Consider the following 19,615-nt stretch of genomic DNA (forward strand, 5'->3'; position numbering starts at 1 on the left):
GAAGGGCAGCCTAAGCTGCCTTTTTTTATATAAAAAATATAATAAATATACAGAAGTACAGGGTAATCGGAGAATACAAGTGACAAAGCGCAGAGTAGTAGTGACGGGTATGGGAATGTTATCACCAGTAGGCAATGACGTTGATAGCACATGGAAAAGCTTGCTAGCGGGTAAGAGCGGCGCAGAGTTGATAACTCATTTTGATACAGAGCAGTTCGGTACTAAATTCGCCGCTATGGTTAAAGACATCGACTTGTCCGAATACATTCCTCGCAAAGATGCCAAAAAAATGGACTTATTTATTCAATACGGCATTGTGGCGGCTATTCAAGCGATAAAAGATTCTGGTATAGAAATAAACGATGACAATGCTGATCGAATTGGCGCTGCAATAGGTTCTGGCATTGGCGGTTTAGGTTTAATCGAAGAAAATCATGCAAAACTGGTTCACAACGGCCCAAGAAAACTTTCTCCATTCTTTGTACCTTCTACAATTATTAATATGATTGCAGGCCAACTCTCTATTATGTTTGGTTTAAAAGGACCGAATATATCAATTACAACGGCTTGCACATCAGGTGTACATAATATTGGTCATGCCGCGCGCATGATTGCTTACGGCGATGCAGACGTTATGGTTGCCGGTGGTGCAGAAAAAGCGTCTACAGAGCTCGGTATCGGAGGTTTTGGTGCAGCACGAGCGCTATCGACACGTAATGAGGAGCCAACGAAAGCGAGCCGACCTTGGGACAAAGACAGAGATGGATTTTTACTAGGTGATGGTGCAGGAATGATGGTCCTTGAAGATTATGACCATGCTGTTGCTCGTGGCGCAAAAATATATGCAGAGTTAGTCGGTTTTGGAATGAGTGGCGATGCTTACCACATGACATCGCCTCCTGAAGATGGCAATGGAGCTGCTCGTTCAATGCAAAATGCTTTAAATGACGCAGGAATAGAGGCTTCTCAAGTCGGCTATATCAATGCTCACGGTACATCAACTCCAGCAGGTGATAAGGCTGAAACACAAGCTGTAAAAACGGTGTTTGGTTCATCGGCAAGTACAGTGCTTGTATCGTCGTCAAAATCGATGATAGGACATTTATTAGGCGCTGCAGGCGCAGTTGAATCAATCATCACAGTGATGAGTTTAATTGATCAAAAAGTTCACCCGACAATTAATTTAGATAACCCTGATGAAGGTTGCGATTTAGATTACGTAGCAGACGGCGCGCGTGACGTAAAAATGGATTACGCTTTGTGTAATTCTTTTGGTTTCGGTGGTACCAACGGAACGTTAATATTTAAAAAAGTTTAGTTTTAGTTCACTGACAGGTGAATTTCAGACGAAAATTTGATACAAAAGCTCAATGATTTCATTGGGCTTTTTTTATGACCTTTAATTGTTACGACAATAACTTAAATCTAACCGACTGTAGCAAGGATTGGTTTGAACAAAGAAGCTTTTTATTTGGCGATGGTCACTTTACTACAACTAAAGTTGAACTGGGCCGTATATTAGATTGGCCTCTGCACCTAAAGCGTTTGCAAGTTGCAAATGATCGCTTAAAAGTTGCGAGTATTAATTGGCAAAAACTATCGGAACTTGCCTCGACTCATGCACAACAAGTTAAAAACGGCATCATAAAAATTCAAATTAGCAGAGGTACTAGTGTCCGTGGTTATCAGGTGTCGAATGATATGACTCCTTATGTTTTTATCACAACAACCTCAACACAACTAGTGGATTTCGCTAAACTTAAGGCGCCGGTTGAATTAAATATTTTAGACACAAAACTTGGCATCAATCCAAGTTTAGCGGGCCTTAAACACGGAAATCGACTTGAACAAGCATTGATCAGCTGTGAACTAAACGACAAGATGTTAACCGATGGTATTGTCGCTGATATAAACGGGCATGTTATCGAAACTGCAAAGGCTAATTTATTTTGGTTTGATGGTAAGCAATGGCATACACCATTATTAAACCATTGTGGAATCGCTGGCATTGTTCGAGAAAAAATATTAACAAAAATACCATTCATCAAAGCAGATACGATAACCGAACAAAAGCTAATTGAAAATGCAGAGGCTATGTTCATCTGTAATTCGATATTAGGAATAGTACCTGTGAGTCAACTAGCAAATAAAAAGTTGCAATTGGCGCCCAGCGCTAAAATCCATGCCGAGGTTTTTCATGACTAATTTTTTTAAGCGTTGGTCAAAACTTAAAATATTGATCACTACATCATTTATTTTGTCCATAGCCATGCTTACAGCTTTTATATGGTTGCAAACCCAATTAGAAAAACCGTTAAAAATTCCAGAGCCGACTTTTTTTAAAGTGGAAAAAGGGGCATCAATAAATAAAGTTTGCCGTCAGTTTACCCAATTGAATTGGTTAGAGTCGTGCATACCTTTGAAAGTCATGTCTAAATTAGATACAAGTTTTAACAATATTAAATCAGGTACATACAAGCTTGACGGCACTGATTCTGTTTCTCAAATAGTACAAATGTTTACTAAAGGAGAAGTTCATCAGTTTGCTTTTACTATTGTTGATGGTGAAAACATTTATCAAGTATTAGATAAGCTCGCGGAGGTTGACTTTTTAAGCAATGATATTAGAGATTTAGACTTACAAGGGATAGCATCTGCTCTTGGTTTGAAATCGGATACACCAGAAGGCTTTTTAGCGCCAGATACCTATTTTGTTGAAGCGGAAACAAAAATTACCGACTTGTTAAAAAGAGCCGTTGCAAAACAGCAAGACCGACTAGAACAAGCGTGGAAGCAACGACAAGTTTTTAGGTTTAAAACACCTTATGAGTTATTAAAGTTAGCATCAATAATTGAAAAAGAGTCAGGTGTCGCCGCGGAACGGGGAGCAATCGCATCGGTATTTTACAACAGACTAGAGAAAGGTATGCGGTTACAAACGGACCCGACTGTTATCTATGGTATATGGCAAGAATACGATGGCGACATAAAACGCGTTCATTTAAAACAAAAAACACCTTACAATACCTATAGAATTAATGGGCTACCACCAACACCGATTGCAAATCCAAGTTTAAGTTCGCTTTTAGCCGCCGCGCAACCAGAGCAAACTGATTTTCTGTATTTTGTTGCTTCAGGAAATGGTGGTCACGTATTTAGTAAAACGTTAGCCGAGCATAATAAAGCAGTACGCTCATATTTAGCGATACAGAAACTCAAAAATAAAGAATAGAGTTAAAGGAATTTGATGAAAGCTGGAAAATTTATTGTTGTTGAAGGACTTGAAGGTGCGGGTAAATCAACTGCAATGTCACAAATACAATCATTATTAACGTCCAAGGGTATAGAATTCATTTGTACCAGAGAGCCAGGTGGAACGCCGTTAGCTGAAAAAATGCGTGAGATTGTAAAAGCAGAAACGGAAGAGCATTTAACAGCCGAAGCCGAGTTATTGTTGATGTACGCTAGCCGTATTCAGCTAATTGAAAATGTTATAAAACCAGCTTTAGCTAAAGGACAGTGGGTTATTGGCGATAGGCATGATATGTCATCGCTGGCATACCAAGGTGGTGGGCGTCAGTTGCCGGATACCCTACTATTACCTATTCGAAACGCCGTATTAAAAGATTTTCATCCAGACCTTACGTTGCTAATGGATATTGATCCTAAGGTGGGTCTTGCTCGAGCGGCCAACAGAGGAGAGCTTGACAGAATCGAACGTATGGATTTGTCTTTTTTTGAGCGCACTCGGAAAGTCTACTTAGACTTAGCGAAGTCAAACGACAAGATTATTATAATTAACGCCGAAAATTCACTAGAGCAAGTACAAGAAGATTTATATCAAAACTTAACCCATTGGTTAGAGAATACAGCGTTGTGATGTCAGTGACTGGAAAAGAATCAAGTGTTGTTGACCAGGTTATAACGTTAGCCAGCTCGGGTAAACTTGCACATGCCTACATAGTGGAAACACAAGATTCGAGTTCGACGCAACAACAACTCAACCATCTTTATGGTATGTTTTTATGTGAGCGTTCTAGCGCTACTAAGCTTCAATCGTGTCAGCAATGTAAAAGCTGTAAATTGTATAAAGCTGGCAGTCACCCAGACTTTAAAGCGATAGACGGCCAAAGCCAATCGATTGGCATTGACGATATTAGAGCGATTAGTGAATGGCTAAATAAAACCCCACAGATAACTGACAGTCAAATTGTATCCATTGTTCATGCTCAAAACATGACAGAAAACGCGGCAAATGCACTTTTAAAAACATTAGAAGAGCCATCACAAAACAGCTATTTGTTTTTAATCAATAGCAGTGCAAAAAAATTATTACCAACTATCGTTAGTCGCTGCCAAGTATTAAAACATCCAGTCCTTTCAAATAGTCAGTTGAAGGAAAAGTATTCTTCTGTTCCAGACTATTTAATAGGGTTCGCAAATGGTAATGAGAGTTTAGTAAGTCATTGGCAAGACGAAACAAATCAAGCTCCTTATACGAACGTATTTAGCTTGTTTATGGCTTGGTTAAAAAATCAATCAAGTGCCAATCAGTTGATTGCCGTTGTTCAAAAAGATATATCACTAACAGAATTTTTTGTATATCTGTGTGAGCGCAGATGTCGACAGATGTTACTTGCCGGTTATTCTGATAATGCAGAACAAGCGTTGAAAATATTAACAAAATTTAATTTTGCTCAAAAAAATATTAAAGGGCAGAATAGGGAAGTCGCATTTGTTGCGATGATAGAAAATTTGGAATCGTGGATTAAGTAAATGAATCGTCTAGTTGCAGAAATCGAAGATACAAAAGAGTTATTTAGATGCTACATGCCTTTCGTTAAAGGAGGTGGCTTGTTTATCAAAACAAATTTACCAGTAAAATTAGGTGAGACGGCATCGGTAATTTTAACCTTACCGGACGCTCTAGAGCCAGAATTGTTTGATGCTGAGGTTATTTGGGTAACGCCACAAGGTGCGCAAAATGTAAATCCTCCAGGAGTTGGCGTTTTATTGAATAACACTGAAAACAGATTACAAGTCAAAATAGAAAAGCTACTAGGTACCATGATTAATCTACCAGAGCCAACCTATACCATGTAGTAACTCACATAGCCTTGATTGAGTATTCGCAATGAATAATTAAATAAGAGTGAGTAGAAAGATAATAAAAAGTTTTATCTTGAGGTTGATCTAAATCACTTCTACCCTTAGTAAGGTATAAGAGCAAGTCATATAAATTCAAATATTTATGAATAATGGGAGCTATTATGTCTACACAGTGGAAGTCAGTTGCAAAGTTGCAACTCAGTAACAAAACCCTCAATTGCATTAGCTTTGAAAAGCTTGAGTCGAAGTACAACCTTACCAGATTGCCTTACGCCGCTAAAATTCTTTTAGAAAATTTACTTCGCCATGAAGAAAAACCCTTTGTCCAAGAACAAGATATTAAGGCCTTAGCTGAGTGGGATGTAACTTCAAGTAAGGAACAGGAAATATCATTCGTTCCAGCAAGAGTGGTGTTGCAAGACTTCACTGGCGTACCAGCAATAGTAGATTTAGCAGCAATGCGCGACGCCATGTCAACACTGGGCGGAGATGCCAACAAAATTAACCCATTTAATCCGGTAGAGCTGGTTATCGACCATTCTGTAATGGTTGACTATTTTGCATCTGACGACGCATTTAAAAAGAATACTGATATTGAAGTTCAACGAAATAAAGAGCGATACCAGTTTTTAAAATGGGGTCAATCAGCCTTTGATAATTTTAAAGTTGTTCCTCCAGGGCGCGGTATAGTCCACCAAGTTAATCTTGAGTACTTGGCGCGATGTGTGTTTGATGGCCAGTTTGACGGCGAGGAATGGGCATACCCAGATACTTTGGTTGGAACTGATTCACATACTACCATGATAAACGGTCTAGGAATTTTAGGCTGGGGTGTTGGTGGTATCGAAGCAGAAGCAGCGATGCTTGGTCAGCCTGTCACTATGCTAATTCCAAAAATAGTTGGTTTTAAACTTTCAGGAAAGCTAAATCCTGGCGTCACAGCAACAGACTTAGTCCTAACAATTACAGAACAACTTAGAGCGCATGGCGTTGTTGGTAAATTTGTAGAGTTTTATGGTGAAGGCTTAGAGCACTTGTCACTCGCTGACAGAGCAACAATCGCAAATATGGCTCCAGAGTATGGAGCTACCTGCGGTATTTTTCCCCTCGACAAAGAATCCCTTAATTATCTGCACTTAACTGGGCGATCTGAACAAGACATCGAACGAGTTGAGAAGTACGCAAAACAATTAGGTATTTGGCATGATACTTCAACGGTTGAGGCTGATTATCATGAACAAATCGACTTTGATTTATCGACAGTAAGACCAAGCATTGCTGGCCCTAAACGTCCACAAGACCGTATTGCATTAAGCGAAGCCGCGGAGCAATACAAGGAGTGGGGCGCTTTAAACGCGACCGCGACTAACAAATCTGATGTGATGGTCACTTACAATGATAATGAGTTTGAATTAAAAAATGGTTCTGTAGTAATAGCCGCCATAACCAGTTGCACCAATACTTCGAATCCGTCAGTGCTAGTTGCAGCTGGCCTGTTAGCACGAAATGCGGCTAAACTTGGAATTAAGTCTAAGCCGTGGGTGAAAACATCTTTAGCTCCTGGTTCACAAGTGGTGACGCAATACCTAGAAAATGCCGGCTTAATGGATGACTTGGAAGCATTAGGTTTTAACTTAGTGGGTTATGGATGTACAACCTGTATCGGTAATTCTGGGCCATTGCCAGACGAGATTGGTAAGGCAATAAGAGATAATAATTTGTCTGTAACCTCGGTTTTATCAGGCAATAGAAACTTTGAAGGTCGTATTCATGCTGATATCGCTGCTAATTACTTAGCTTCTCCACCGTTAGTTGTCGCATATGCAATAGCCGGCAATATGAATATAGACGTGGCAAATTCGCCACTTTGTAAAGATAGCCAAGGAAATGATGTTTACCTGAAAGACATATGGCCGTCAGATCAAGAAATTAAAGAGGTCGTTGCAGCATCTATTTCTCGATCCATTTTTACTGAAAAATATGCTGATGTATTTAATGGTGATGAGACGTGGAACTCTTTATCTTCTGGTGATGAAACTATCTATAGCTGGCCAGAATCAACTTATATAAAGCAACCTCCGTTTTTTGAGGGGATGGGTGCAACATCAAGTGATATTAAACCAATAGTCGAAGCTCGCTGCTTGGTGAAAGTTGAAGATAGCATTACTACCGATCATATCTCACCTGCAGGATCAATTGCGATTGATAGTCCTGCCGCGAAATACTTGCAGGAGCAAGGAGTTGAGAAGAGCGATTTCAATTCATATGGGTCTCGTCGTGGTAATCATGAGGTAATGATGCGAGGCACATTTGCAAATGTGCGATTACAAAATCAGTTAGCGCCAGGAACTAAGGGTAGTGCTACGACGCATTACCCTTCAGACGAGCAAATGTCTATATTCGATGCTGCAATGAAGTATAAACAAGAGAGCGTTGATACTTTGGTAATTGCTGGTAAAGAATATGGCACTGGCTCAAGTCGAGATTGGGCGGCTAAAGGGCCTGCTTTGCTCGGGATTAAAGTCGTAATGGCAGAAAGTTATGAACGTATTCACCGTTCTAATTTAATTGGAATGGGGATTTTACCACTTCAGTTTAAGTCGGGAGAAAGTGCAGAATCTCATGGTTTAACTGGCAAAGAGTTGTTTTCGGTGCCATCTGTTGATGCTGGTCAAAAACAAGTGGATGTGACAGTCGAGAGTGAGGGTAGTAAAAAAACGATTCAGTTTGACGTTAGAATAGACACAGCTAATGAGTTTGATTACTTTTCAAATGGTGGCATTTTATCTTATGTTATTCGTAATATGCTGGAAAGCTCATCGTAAAAGTAGTGCCCTGACCTAGTTGGCTATCAACTGAAATGTTTGCGCCGTGGTCTTGGAGTATCCCATAAGAAATGGATAGTCCAAGACCAGTTCCTACCCCAACAGCTTTAGTAGTGAAGAAGGGAGTAAAGAGTTTTTCAAGATTCTCTGGGCTAATACCGGTTCCAGTATCGGAAATTTTCACTATGACTTGGTCTTGTTCTTGTTCGGTAGAAACCGTGATAGTGCCACCGTCTTCCATTGCATGTTTCGCGTTAATTAACATATTTACTATAACTTGTTCAATTTGACCAAAATTGCCTTTTATATTGCTCACTACATCAAGGTGTTTCTCAACTTCACAATTATATTTAAGCTCATTCCAAACTAACTGAATAGAGTCTTCTATGCAGTCATTTAAGCTAATTGTTTCATAACTCTTACTGTCACTATGTGAAAATGATTTTAGTCCGGCAACAATGTCTTGAACACGTTTTAAACCACCTTTGGACGCTACAATTAGGTCATTAACATCAGTGCGAATAAAATCTACATCTTCTTCTTTCCATAAAGCCTCCACCTTATTTAATGCACTGGAGTCGTTTTTCGCCTCAACAATAAGATCCAACAGTGTATTTAGTACCGCAATATATTCCGCTAAAGTTTCATAATTGCTGATCACAAAACCAATAGGGTTGTTAATCTCATGTGCAACACCAGCGGCTAGTTGTCCTATAGATGCCATGCGTTCAGATTGAATAAGTTGGCGTTGTGTATCATCGAGTTTTTTATAGGTTTTTTCTAATTCTTTAAATCGGTTACCAAGATTAACGGTTGCCATTTGTCGTTGTACTGCAACCGCTAGCATAGAACGAGAAGACTCTACTGATTGCAGTTTCAGGATGTCTATTTGAGTCGAATCTGAATAAACAAAACAAGCGAAGCCTCGATTATTTTTAATGTGAAACAAAGGGACCAAATAAGCGTACTCAAAGCTACTTTCGTTATCAATTAAAGCATTCATAGGCAATAATGTACTTTCACCACCAGAGCCTTCCACCGAATCTAATATGGTTCCAAAGTTAAAAACTTTTACCAAATCTCTGATCTCTGAAGGTTGTTCGTTTATTTCGGTTCGCTTGTCGCTTTTAGCACCACTCTTATTTTTAGATGGCTGTTCAAGTTCCATTACTGAGGCTAATGTCCATTGATTATTTGGAGACTTTTGACGAAGTTGGAAAAATATACATTGAGCATTATCCAAGAACTCACTGGCCCGACGAAGATATACTTGAACCGTCGCATTTACAGAATCTGCGTTCCATATATCAGCCGACAACCCGGTAAAGAAAGACAGTTGTAACTGCTGCAACTTCGCTTCACTTGCTTGGTTTTTAAGGCTTTGATTTGACTCGAATATTTCCCTAGATCTTTGTTCTAAAAGAGTTTCGGCCATTTTTCTGGCCGCTTTCTCTCGTTCTAGTGCTTTTTCGAGTGCATCAATGCGATTTTGTATTTCGTCAGCCATATTTAACTATCTGTAGTTCCTTGAAAAGTGAGCTATAGTTTAAGAATAGTACGTTTTTACAGACTTTATTGATTAAATATAGGCGTTTTATGTCAGAAAAGTACAAAATATTATTACTAGATGATGAAGTTGAAATATTAAACTCGCTAAAGCGACTATTTCGCAAAGATTATGTTGTAGATACATTCGTAAATGGCGAGTTGGCACTTGAAGCGCTAGAAGAGAATGAATATGCCATCGTCATCTCCGATATGAAGATGCCCAATATGGATGGGGCAACTTTTTTATCCAAGGCAAAAGAGATATCTCCAGATTCAATTAGAATTTTATTAAGCGGCTATGCAGACATTGACAGTACAGTAAAAGCTATTAACGAAGGCGATATTTTTAATTACGTTTGCAAGCCTTGGAACAACGACAATTTAAAAGCACTTTTAAAAAATGCGATAGGCCGCTACACGCTCAAAGCTCAAAATACGGAACTGTCAGGGAAATTAGTAGCGGTCAATACAGAGTTGAAAGAGGCTAATGCAAAGTTAGAAGAAAAAGTCGCTGCTCGTACGAAAGAACTAAACCATAAAGCGGCGATGCTTAAACGCTCGACTATGAAACAAAGACGCTTCTTTCGCCAAATTCTCGATATGGTCAGCTTAATAATTGAAGACCGAGCAGGTCACGAAAATGGTCACAGTAAGCGCGTAGCTGCACACGGAAAAATATTGGCTGAAGAACTTGGTTTGAGTAGGGCGGAATCAATTAATATCTATTTGACTGGACTCCTGCATGAAGTTGGTAAGGTCGCAATTACCGATAAGTTACTTAAAACAGTGGAGTTTGAACGTACGACTGAAGAAAATCTTGCATTTAAAAAGCATGCTGTAGACGGAGCTAAAATACTCAGTAAGTTGCCAAACTTTAAAGAAGTTGCTGAAAATATAAAACATCAGTACGAAAACTATGATGGCTCCGGTTACCCAGATAATTTAAAGAAAGATGAAATACCCTTAGGGTCTAGAATTTTAAAAGTGGTGAGTGATTATGATTACCTACTGCTTGGTCATAAAGACGGTAATAAACTGTCTCCAGATAGAGCTGCGTTTCAACTGAAGGAACAACGCGGCAAACTGTATGATTATAAAATAGTGGATCAGTATTTAGATTTGCTAACTCGAATTCCTGATATTGAGGAGTTAGACGCCGACTATTGTGTCGCGACAAATAAACTAGAGCCTGGGATGATAGTGTCGGACGATGTCAAAAATAAAACCGGTGGTATTATGTTAACAAAGGATACGACCCTAACAGAAGCGGCTATTGCTAAATTAGTTAATTACGAAAAAGATAACGACTGTTTTCTAACCATTTTTATCTATTAATTTAATTCTGTTTTGACGCGTCGTTTTGTAAGATTATCAGCGGCGCGTTGCAATACATATATATCAACGGAGTCGTTAACCTTTTTATCTGTGGAGTAGGCTGTATTTTTTATTAACTGACCTTTTTTGAACAGTATCGCATTGTCTTTGTAAACAAAGTAAAAATGCTCTTCAGAAAAGTTAGTGGTGATATTATTTAAGTTAATTTCGCTAAGTGGCACGTCAACTAGGTTGTTAGCAACATAGTCTGGACAAAGCAGGACATCGTTAAGGTAACTTGCCACTAGATTTTGCGGGCTAAACGCCATATCGGGAGCTCTATCAAAACCTACCAATAATGCATTAGTTCGGTAAAAGATATCTTTTTTACTAGTATCGTAAAAGACATATATCTTTTTAGCGGCTAAGTCTCGGTAACCAGATGTTTCGTCAAAATTTGCACTCGATAGTTCAACAGATATTTTACTTGAATCAATGTGACTATTCACTTTTAAGTCCATTTCCGCAGACTCATATAACCCAGGTAATCCTGTTGTAAAATTGAACAATAAGATGTTTAAGTCTTTAGGAATAGAAAGTTGATTTGTTGCTTGGTAGTTAATGTTATTTGTTGATAACCACTTCTCAACTTGCAATTTATTGTTTTGAGGTAACAAAAATACCTGCAAATTAGGACTAGAAGTCACATCACATTGTACTGGTTTAGTATCAGATACTTTGTAGATACTATTGTTAACCAATGCTCTATTTGATTTTGAGTCGTTATATTTCTCTAAATCTAGCAGATCGTATCGGGCTAATAGTGTTTTGGCTGTTAATGGATAGTGCGCTGGAAACATTGAACCTTGCTTTGCAATATCTGTATTAAGAGTAGCATCTGCCCATATGTGCATAAGATGGCTAAAGAAGAAACTAGCGATTAAAGTTCCAGCAATTACATATCTTTTTGAAAAGTTCTGTAATACGTGAATTTTCTTCCAAGTGTAGTTGCTTGCAAAAAATTGATAGCCAAGTATCAACACATATACTGCTAATACCATAACAAAGTAACTATCGCCCATAATGCCCACATATACATCTTCTACTTCACTAATTTGATTAAATGAGCTAGAAGTTAAGTGGTAACCTAAACCTCTGTAGGCAAGCACATCTAAGAACAAATAGAGTTGGAAAAAAGACGCCATAACGGCAGAAACTCCGCGAATATGACGTTTGTATGGAAACAAAATAATAACGGGAAATATGGTAATAATGAAACAACTTAACGACAGGAACGCAAAATGCCCTAGCCAAGTGGTGACAAAATAAAGCCAACCAGAAAGAGTGACTGGTAGGCTATGTTCAACAATGTAGAAAAATGAAAACACCAAAGCTAAAAATAGATTAGCAAATGTAAACCAATGACCCCAAGATAGAAGGTTAAATGGTTGTTCGGTTTCCCATTGATCTTTAAGTTTTATTACCATTGATTTTAAATCAGTCCCTTGCTTGTCACATTAATGCTTTGGTGCACTTAATGAATTTAACAAAGCATCAGCAAAACTTTTAGCTATTTGTTGTTTTACATCAGGTTTGACGTTGTCGTCAATTACATTACTAACAGTATTACCGAGCGCAATTAGAGCTAAATCTACAGAAACTTTGTTTTTTTGTACAACTTGTAATAATTCTTCAACTAAATTATTAATCTCATCGTTTGAGTATTTTGATATGATTGGCATAACGATATCTTTATTAATGGTTCGAAGTGCGAATCTTAACACATTAGGTGACTAGGAAAACACATGTCATTAGCAGTAAATCAATTTTCTATCGCATTTTACGAAAAGCAGGCTGAAACAGAGTTTTCAACTAAATGGGCAGTAATGGCCGACGAAAGCTTAACCAAGGCTTTCACTTTTGTAGAGCAACTTCACAACATTTACAACGCAAAACCAAGTAAAAGTTACGCGGCGTTTTCAGAAGAAAAAAATACCGCATTCTCTCATCGCTTGCAAAGCTATCTGGGCAAAGAACTGCCTTTTGACCACCTGTCAAAAGAAGTGCTTAAAATTTTTCAAGCCGAGTTAGAGAAATATGAGTTTGAAGAAACTGGCTATTTGTTATTAATCGATTATGAGTATGTTGCGACTCGCTACGTGATGGTTGGTGTTGTTAATTTGACTGATCATTTCTCGGTAGACAATGAATTTGGTATTAAACGTGAACGTCATTTAGACATTAATAAGATTCAATTAGCCGCCCGAATTGACGTGAGTAGTTTGTTGCACAGTGCGGATGATTTAAAAACGATATCGTTTATTAAAGGTCGTGCCGGTAGACAAGTTAATGACTTTTTTATGGACCTATTAGGGTGTACAGAGACGATTAACGCTAAGTCGCAAAGTAAAGAGCTTTTATCGGCTATTGATGACTTCATGTCATCGGAAACGATGGACCCAAATGAAAAAGCTGAAACTCGAGAAAAAGTCTTTGAATATTGTAACGAACGCATTGCGAGTGGAGAAGATGCTCGACTAGCTGAGTTAAATGATACGTTATCAATGTCAGCAGATAATGAATTTAAAGACTTTATTAGCCAGCAAGACTACTCATTTGACGATAATGTAACTTTAGATAAAAGTACCGTTAGAAAATTGGTTAAACTGTCTGGAAGTGGGCAGGGGGTATCAGTATCCTTTGATCGAATCCTATTAGGTGATAGAGTAAATTATAACCCTCAACGAGATGAGCTTACGATTAAAGGTGTGCCAGCTTCCTTAAAAGCGGTATTACTAAATGAGTTTGGCTTAGAGTAAACAATGAACCTAAAAGAATCACTGAACCTTAAGAAAAAAGTAGCTGAAAAAGTGCGAGAAAAGGCAATAAAAAAAGCTGAAACTCGCATTATGCTGGCTGGGAAAACACCAAGTGATTTTAATGAAGCTCAATTAGAGATTCTAGTGAAAGAAGAAGAAGACAAAATCTATGGCAGCGCCAAAGAAAAAGGACTTCTTGTACTGGCATCTCTACTTGGGTTATCGCTTTGGAGCTAGATTATGTTTCAACATGTCGTCCGATGGACTTTTTTTATAACAATTTGGAAAAAGTACAAAGCGCAATTATTAACAACATTAGGCTACTTGCTTGCTTTACTATTGGTCTCGTTGATTCATAAAGACTATTTGGACTATGTCGCAACTTCCAATGACGGACAGGACTTTATTGCCACGTCGTTTATTTTGAAATGGATTGCTTACATAACCTTAACGGCTTCGTATTTTTATTTATTTTCGCGTTTTTCTAAAAAGGCTGAAATCGGGCACGAAAACCTAAGCTTTTTAAGAAAATTTCAAAAGCAGTCTCAGTCTTCAAGCAGCAAGAAAACAAATAAAGCAACAAACGGCAACGGCTCATTTGATAAGCCTAAAGAAGAGGGTGACCCTTTTGCAAACATCCGCACTAAAGCGAAGTTAAGGTCGGAAGCGGATTTATTAATGGACAAAGATAATAATGCTAAAAATTGAGTTCGCTTAATTCCTTTAACTTTTCTATGCGATCTTTTGTCATATAAATCTCACACTCTTTGGCTAGTGAAATTGAAGCAGTAACATCAGGTAACATAGAAATATATTGCCATTTACACGTCGCCTTTTTATATTTCTCAAAAAGTCTAACTGATGATTTATATAAGGCGATTGGATCATTGCCAGTTTCTGCTTTATTTAAATCTCTTAATATTATCTCGACGTTTGTTTCCCAAGTCATAAGCTCTCTTTCTACTTGTACATATGCTGCGTCGAGGCACAAGCTATAGTCCATAGGGCTCTTATGCTTTTTTTTACAATTATCAATTTCTTTAGAGTTATAGAAAAAATTGGCGTTCGCTGAAAAAGAAAACGCCAAGGGCAACAAGATTAATACCTGAACAAGTCGAATGAACAATCTAATACCTTTATCTTTTTTAATTAAGGTAAAACTTTCTTGTATGGTTTTACCGTGGATTTTGCATAAACACCCGCTTCAATATACGGATCTAGACTAGCCCATTTTTCAGCGTCCTGCAGTGAATCGAACTCTGCAATTACTAGTGAGCCTGTGAAACCAGCTTCGCCAGGGTTTTCACTATCAATTGCTGGTAGTGGGCCGGCAACCAATAAACGACCTTGTTCTTTAAGTTTAACTAATCGTGCTAAGTGCTTTTCTCTTGTAGCTAAACGCTTGGAAAGAGAATCCTGTACATCTTCAGAATAGATCATGTAATACATTTTAGTGTCCCTAATTATAAGTTTAGTAAAATAATTTGGCGGATCTTGCTTTAATTGACGGAAAAATCAAGTTGAATGGGAAGACAGTATGTTAATTACTTGATAGCATGAGGTATAAACAATTAAAAAATAATTATAATAAAGGTAGTTTGTATGAGTGCGGATAGAGAGCATTTTTCGTCAAAGCTCGGATTTATATTAGCAGCAGCTGGCTCTGCTGTTGGTATTGGTAACCTGGTTGGCTTCCCTGTAGCGGCAGCAAAAAATGGCGGGGGTGCATTTTTATTTATATATGCGTTATTTGTCATCATTATATGTTTGCCAGTCATGATGGCTGAAATGGCCGTTGGTCGACACACGAATAAAGATCCTCTAGGGGCGTATTCAAAATTGTCTGATAATGACAGCAAGTGGAAAATCGCTGGCTGGCTAGGGGTTATTACTCCGTTCATGATTGGCGTGTTTTATCTGGTAATTACCGTATGGATATTTGGTTACTTATTTGGTGCGGTTACTGGTGACTTAGAGTTATTAGCAAACCCTGCAACATTTGAAAGTTTTGTTACTGGCTCACAATTATTTATTTACATGGCGGTTGTAGCAGCAATAACAGGCTTTATTTTAATGAGCGGTGTAAAAGAGGGCATTGAAAAGGCTGCAAAAGTATTGATGCCGTCGTTATTCTTATTACTTATACTACTCGTTATTTATGTCTTAACGTTAGACAATGCGCTAGCTGGAGTGTCCTTTTACGTATTACCTGATTTTAGTAAAATAACCGCAAGTGTTGTTAGCGGTGCTTTGTCTCAAGCCTTCTTTTCGTTATCACTAGGTATGGGTATTTTGGTTACTTATGGTTCTTACATGAGTAAAAAACAAGATATTGCCGACTCATCAAAGTTAGTTGCTCTAACTGACACTGGTGTTGCCTTTGTTGCTGGTTTATTAATAATGCCAGCGATATTTAGCTTTGACCCACAGGTTGACCCTTCTGAGTTATCAGAGTCGTCTATTTCTTTGATTTTTGTTTTACTTCCTAAAATCTTCTTATCTTTACAAACCGATATCGGCTACTTTGGCGCGAGCGCTATAGCGTCACTGTTTTTCTTGCTTGTATTCTTCGCAGCGATAACGTCACTAGTATCTATTATTGAAGTACCAAACTCTGCGATTATGGGAGAGAAAAACTATTCTCGTAAAAAGTCTCTATCGACTCTAGCGGTTATGGTTGTATTGTTAAGCGTGTTTGCTTCTATGTCTTTTGGTATGTCAGAGTTTTTCACTAAGTTTGTAAGTTATGCCGGTGCTGATAAGTCGCTATTTGATGTGATATACGATGTGTTTTACGACACCATATTGCCGTTAAACGGTTTGTTAATATGTTTGTTTGTGTCGCATCGCTGGAAAAAAGCTAATTTTAATAACGAGTTAATGGAAGGCGCCGAGCCGGGGAAACATCAGTTCCTATTGAAGTATAGCGATTTTGCGTTATCCACCATCATTCCACTTGTACTAGCTGTGATTTTTATCAATACAGTAGCAATGAAGTTCTTTGCAGTGAATTTACTATTCTAAATTCGTAAAATACACATATTAGTTCTAAATAAAAAACCGCTGTGATAGCGGTTTTTTTATTTCTGGTGAGCAGTGCGACTAATTCTTTAGGTTTTAACGTAGCTATTTATTCTACGTAGCTATCTATTCTACGTAGCTATCCTCTTCATCATCGTAGTCTTCATCACCCATATAAACTCCCCAACCATCGGAGTAACCACTATGTTTTTCGGCAATACGTTTATAGTCTTTTTCAAATTCGCTAATCGTCTCGTGATTAACAAGTAAGACTTTTGACACTTGTAACTCAATAGCATCACTTGCTTCGCCGCCATGATCGTAATTGCGGCTTTCAACTTTTACGATTGGTTCTTGTTCATCCATCCTGCGTAAAAAGATCTTGGCTACTTTGTCCGCATCTTCTTCTTTGTGGAAGAGGGCAAAAAAGTCAACTACATACTCAGGAGTAAAATCAAAACCTGCATCAGCCATCTCTTTTAATATCTGGCCAGTTTCATCGTTAGGAAAATTCATTATTCGTCTACTTATTGTCGGTTTATTCGAGTTACAAAAGGTATATTATCGTATTTGTTTGAGCGGAACGGATTGATATCTAGGCCACCGCGGCGAGTATAGCGAGCATAAACGCTCAACTCTTGCGGTGAACAAAGTGCCATAATGTCAGTAAAAATTCGCTCTACGCACTGTTCATGAAACTCGTTGTGCATTCTAAACGATATTAAATACCGAAGCATGGACTCGTGATCAATCTTGCGTCCAGTATACTCAATAACAAGACTTGCCCAATCAGGTTGATTTGTAATTAAGCAGTTTGACTTTAACAAATGACTATTTAAGGTTTCTGTAACAACAATGTCATCTGGGCTACATTTTAAAAGTGATGTATCAAACTCATAACTTTCGATCTCAATATCAAGGTCATCAATGTTTTCACCCGGAAGCGCATGTATCTGAAAATGTTCCACTTCTTTTATATCAAATAAATTTACTTTGACAGGTTTACCAGCGCAATTTGAAAGGTCAGACTGCATTGTTTCATTGACCGAAGTCCAGTCGTTAAAACGAGTTTGATTAAAGCTATTTAAATAAAGCTTAAAAGATTTACTCTCAATTAAGTTTTCACTGTTAATTGGAACATAAAACTCCGCGATAGCGACAACGGGCTTACCTTTGTTATTCAGCCAACTGACTTCGTAACCTGTCCATAAATCAACGCCTTTAAATGGTAGTTCCTCACCAAGGTCCAAGTCATTTCTGTTTAAGCTACGTGGCACACCCTGCAATAAAGTTGCATCGTATGTGCTTGCATATTCAGTCACTTTCCCTAATGACAATTTTCCTAATACTTCGCTATCATTATATTTTGCTGTCATGATCAAAAATCTATATATTTACATGCCCTATATTGTAAATGCCAACCATTAAAAGTGAAGGTTTAATGTCTAAAAACCCCGATTTAAAACAAGTATTAGCTAATTTAGTGACACAGTGGACCAACTTAAGTGAAAAGAATGGTTATTTAACGGTTGAACAGGATCCAGATTGGCCGTCACCGTGCGTTCAAAAACAAAACGAACGTTTGATATGGAAACCGGTTTTGCAATCCCAGCACATTGAAAGTGAATTAAGCTTCGATAATGTAGGCGAGGCTTTTAATATTACTATAGACCCTCAGTATAGTTCGCTTTTTACCACGTATTTCTCAGACAACTTAAACATGGCTCATGTTAAAGGCGAGTTTCAGGTGTTACAGGCTTGGTCGTTAGAAGACTTTGAAAGGCTCCAACAAAACTTGGTGGGGCACCTGTTAATGAAACAAAAATTAAAACAAACACCAACTTTGTTTTTTGGTTTAACAGACCAAGAAGACCTGAACATAGTCGTTAATAATGACACTGGCGAAGTCTGTCTGGAGTATGTAGGAAAAGAGCCTCATGAGGTGTTAGCTAAGGATCTGGTTGCGTTTTTAAATGACTGTAGCATTTTGAAATTATAGAAAGAGAGCCAACACGCACCTTAAATTCAATTTATTATTAACGCTCTAATTCGATTTTAACTGAACGTTTAGCTCACTATTTAGTGAGCTTTTTTAACTCATCGGTAAGTACCTGAACCTGCCTCTCTAAGATTGATATTCTTTCCTCATTAGAAAGCGTTGTAACTTCTATCGTAGTCGTATTTTCGGCTTCAGTTATCATTTTAGGATTAGAGTTGTACTGCTTAATGCCAGCAATAATGACTGGTAGCTGTTTTGCACCACGCATTCTCGTTTTTACTAACGCTACTGAGGGTTGTTTGCCTTCAGCAACGAGCTGTTTACAGATATCGACGACTTCATTTGTATTCATTAATTGGTCTCATAGACTAATTTAGTGGTTAAATTCACAAGTTGGTAATTAACAATCAGTTTAAATTCGTTATAATACAACAGGTTAAAAGTTGGAATTAAAATTGTATTGAAAGTTTAAATTATAACAACTTGAATCAAAAAAAAAGGAATAATAATTATGAAAAACTCGGCTTTTAAACTTCTAATCGCTTTGCCATTAGCACTATCAATGACTGGTTGTATCATTGTCGCATCAGACGATGGTCATGACGCCGATTGGATTAGTTCAAAGTCTAACTCTGATTCACACTGGAAGGAAGAGCAACGGGTAAACAACGATAAAATTGCTAGCTTACAAATTGGTGATGAATTCGAAAAGGTGAGAGGCATAATGGGAACACCTAAGTTTAACGAAGCTTTTGAATCAGAAGGTAAGTCGGTTCAAGTCATATTCTATAGAACTCGTCACAAGCACTCTGATGGAGAGACGACTAAAGATGAATGTACGCCATTAATTTTTAAAGATGGCACGTTAGTTGGCTTTGGAAAGAAAGCGTATGAAAGGTTGTAGCCTCAAGGTAATAAAAATATAGCTACTAACGACTATGAAGTCGATAGATAAAAGCCCTTGAACGTCAATAGACGTA

22 protein-coding genes are annotated in these 19,615 nt (G+C 38.0%); 14 read left to right on the forward strand and 8 right to left on the reverse strand.

What is annotated here, in order from left to right; all coding sequences use genetic code 11:
• Window positions 1-79: 79 nt before the first annotated feature.
• From fabF to acnA, 7 genes are all read left to right on the forward strand, one after another.
• The gene (gene fabF, locus J9318_RS07010; RefSeq protein ID WP_210559247.1) at window positions 80-1,318 is read left to right on the forward strand and encodes a beta-ketoacyl-ACP synthase II; all 1,239 of its coding nucleotides are present in this window, start codon (window positions 80-82) and stop codon (window positions 1,316-1,318) included.
• Between the two features lie 74 nt (window positions 1,319-1,392).
• Window positions 1,393-2,205, forward strand: coding sequence for an aminodeoxychorismate lyase (gene pabC / locus J9318_RS07015; RefSeq protein WP_210559248.1), 813 nt, complete (start codon window positions 1,393-1,395; stop codon window positions 2,203-2,205).
• Entirely contained in the window at window positions 2,198-3,232 is a 1,035-nt protein-coding gene (mltG, locus tag J9318_RS07020; protein ID WP_210559249.1) for an endolytic transglycosylase MltG, read from the forward strand. Before pabC ends, mltG begins: the two co-directional genes overlap by 8 nt.
• Window positions 3,233-3,247: 15 nt before the next feature.
• Window positions 3,248-3,880 carry a dTMP kinase gene (tmk, locus tag J9318_RS07025; protein WP_210559250.1) on the forward strand — a complete coding sequence of 211 codons (633 nt, stop codon included), beginning with the start codon at window positions 3,248-3,250 and terminating at the stop codon, window positions 3,878-3,880.
• The gene (locus J9318_RS07030; protein WP_210559251.1) at window positions 3,880-4,776 is read left to right on the forward strand and encodes a hypothetical protein; all 897 of its coding nucleotides are present in this window, start codon (window positions 3,880-3,882) and stop codon (window positions 4,774-4,776) included. Before tmk ends, J9318_RS07030 begins: the two co-directional genes overlap by 1 nt.
• Window positions 4,777-5,103, forward strand: coding sequence for a PilZ domain-containing protein (locus J9318_RS07035; RefSeq protein WP_210559252.1), 327 nt, complete (start codon window positions 4,777-4,779; stop codon window positions 5,101-5,103).
• 167 nt (window positions 5,104-5,270) lie between these two features.
• Window positions 5,271-7,934 (forward strand): aconitate hydratase AcnA, encoded by a 2,664-nt coding sequence (acnA, locus tag J9318_RS07040; protein ID WP_210559253.1) that lies wholly within the window; start codon window positions 5,271-5,273, stop codon window positions 7,932-7,934.
• On the opposite strand, the gene J9318_RS07045 is transcribed toward acnA, so the two are convergent.
• Complete coding sequence (locus tag J9318_RS07045; RefSeq protein WP_210559254.1) at window positions 7,903-9,441, reverse strand: sensor histidine kinase; 1,539 nt, start codon at window positions 9,439-9,441, stop codon at window positions 7,903-7,905. The two genes, acnA and J9318_RS07045, sit on opposite strands and share 32 nt — an antisense overlap.
• An 89-nt stretch (window positions 9,442-9,530) precedes the next feature.
• On the opposite strand from J9318_RS07045, the gene nosR reads away from it, so the two are divergent.
• Entirely contained in the window at window positions 9,531-10,817 is a 1,287-nt protein-coding gene (gene nosR, locus J9318_RS07050; protein WP_210559255.1) for a response regulator c-di-GMP phosphodiesterase, NosR family, read from the forward strand.
• Here nosR and J9318_RS07055 read toward each other — a convergent pair.
• Window positions 10,814-12,283: a DUF3413 domain-containing protein gene (locus tag J9318_RS07055; protein WP_210559256.1), complete on the reverse strand. Its 1,470-nt coding sequence runs from the start codon at window positions 12,281-12,283 to the stop codon at window positions 10,814-10,816. The two genes, nosR and J9318_RS07055, sit on opposite strands and share 4 nt — an antisense overlap.
• Window positions 12,284-12,313: 30 nt before the next feature.
• Window positions 12,314-12,538: a YejL family protein gene (locus J9318_RS07060; protein ID WP_210559257.1), complete on the reverse strand. Its 225-nt coding sequence runs from the start codon at window positions 12,536-12,538 to the stop codon at window positions 12,314-12,316.
• Window positions 12,539-12,601: 63 nt separating this feature from the next.
• Between J9318_RS07060 and J9318_RS07065 the strand changes: the two genes are divergently transcribed.
• The 3 genes from J9318_RS07065 to J9318_RS07075 are packed head-to-tail and all read left to right on the forward strand — an operon-like array spanning window position 12,602 to window position 14,323.
• A complete protein-coding gene (locus J9318_RS07065) occupies window positions 12,602-13,615 on the forward strand; it encodes a nucleoid-associated protein (RefSeq protein ID WP_210559258.1) in 1,014 nt (337 codons plus the stop codon).
• 3 nt (window positions 13,616-13,618) lie between these two features.
• Window positions 13,619-13,852 carry a hypothetical protein gene (locus J9318_RS07070; protein WP_210559259.1) on the forward strand — a complete coding sequence of 78 codons (234 nt, stop codon included), beginning with the start codon at window positions 13,619-13,621 and terminating at the stop codon, window positions 13,850-13,852.
• Window positions 13,853-13,855: 3 nt separating this feature from the next.
• Window positions 13,856-14,323 carry a hypothetical protein gene (locus tag J9318_RS07075; RefSeq protein WP_210559260.1) on the forward strand — a complete coding sequence of 156 codons (468 nt, stop codon included), beginning with the start codon at window positions 13,856-13,858 and terminating at the stop codon, window positions 14,321-14,323.
• Here J9318_RS07075 and J9318_RS07080 read toward each other — a convergent pair.
• The gene (locus J9318_RS07080) at window positions 14,313-14,564 is read right to left on the reverse strand and encodes a hypothetical protein (RefSeq protein WP_244731588.1); all 252 of its coding nucleotides are present in this window, start codon (window positions 14,562-14,564) and stop codon (window positions 14,313-14,315) included. The genes J9318_RS07075 and J9318_RS07080 overlap by 11 nt on opposite strands.
• Window positions 14,565-14,764: 200 nt before the next feature.
• Complete coding sequence (locus J9318_RS07085) at window positions 14,765-15,064, reverse strand: YciI family protein (protein WP_210559262.1); 300 nt, start codon at window positions 15,062-15,064, stop codon at window positions 14,765-14,767.
• Between the two features lie 153 nt (window positions 15,065-15,217).
• Here J9318_RS07085 and J9318_RS07090 point away from each other — a divergent pair, with 153 nt between their 5' ends.
• On the forward strand, window positions 15,218-16,639 hold the full coding sequence (locus J9318_RS07090) for a sodium-dependent transporter (RefSeq protein ID WP_210559263.1): 1,422 nt from the start codon (window positions 15,218-15,220) through the stop codon (window positions 16,637-16,639).
• A gap of 123 nt (window positions 16,640-16,762) precedes the next feature.
• Here J9318_RS07090 and J9318_RS07095 read toward each other — a convergent pair whose 3' ends face one another.
• Window positions 16,763-17,152 carry a ribonuclease E inhibitor RraB gene (locus tag J9318_RS07095; protein ID WP_210559264.1) on the reverse strand — a complete coding sequence of 130 codons (390 nt, stop codon included), beginning with the start codon at window positions 17,150-17,152 and terminating at the stop codon, window positions 16,763-16,765.
• Window positions 17,153-17,163: 11 nt separating this feature from the next.
• The gene (queF, locus tag J9318_RS07100) at window positions 17,164-18,012 is read right to left on the reverse strand and encodes an NADPH-dependent 7-cyano-7-deazaguanine reductase QueF (protein WP_210559265.1); all 849 of its coding nucleotides are present in this window, start codon (window positions 18,010-18,012) and stop codon (window positions 17,164-17,166) included.
• 65 nt (window positions 18,013-18,077) lie between these two features.
• Here queF and syd point away from each other — a divergent pair, with 65 nt between their 5' ends.
• Window positions 18,078-18,635, forward strand: a complete 558-nt coding sequence (syd, locus tag J9318_RS07105; protein ID WP_210559266.1) for a SecY-interacting protein — start codon at window positions 18,078-18,080, stop codon at window positions 18,633-18,635.
• Between the two features lie 76 nt (window positions 18,636-18,711).
• Here the strand turns inward: syd and J9318_RS07110 are convergent, their stop codons facing one another.
• Entirely contained in the window at window positions 18,712-18,987 is a 276-nt protein-coding gene (locus J9318_RS07110; RefSeq protein ID WP_210559267.1) for a hypothetical protein, read from the reverse strand.
• Between the two features lie 159 nt (window positions 18,988-19,146).
• On the opposite strand from J9318_RS07110, the gene J9318_RS07115 reads away from it, so the two are divergent.
• Window positions 19,147-19,539 carry a DUF3192 domain-containing protein gene (locus J9318_RS07115; protein ID WP_210559268.1) on the forward strand — a complete coding sequence of 131 codons (393 nt, stop codon included), beginning with the start codon at window positions 19,147-19,149 and terminating at the stop codon, window positions 19,537-19,539.
• The last annotated feature ends 76 nt before the right edge of the window (window positions 19,540-19,615 follow it).

This window comes from Psychrosphaera aestuarii, assembly GCF_017948405.1.
Lineage (GTDB): Bacteria > Pseudomonadota > Gammaproteobacteria > Enterobacterales > Alteromonadaceae > Psychrosphaera > Psychrosphaera aestuarii.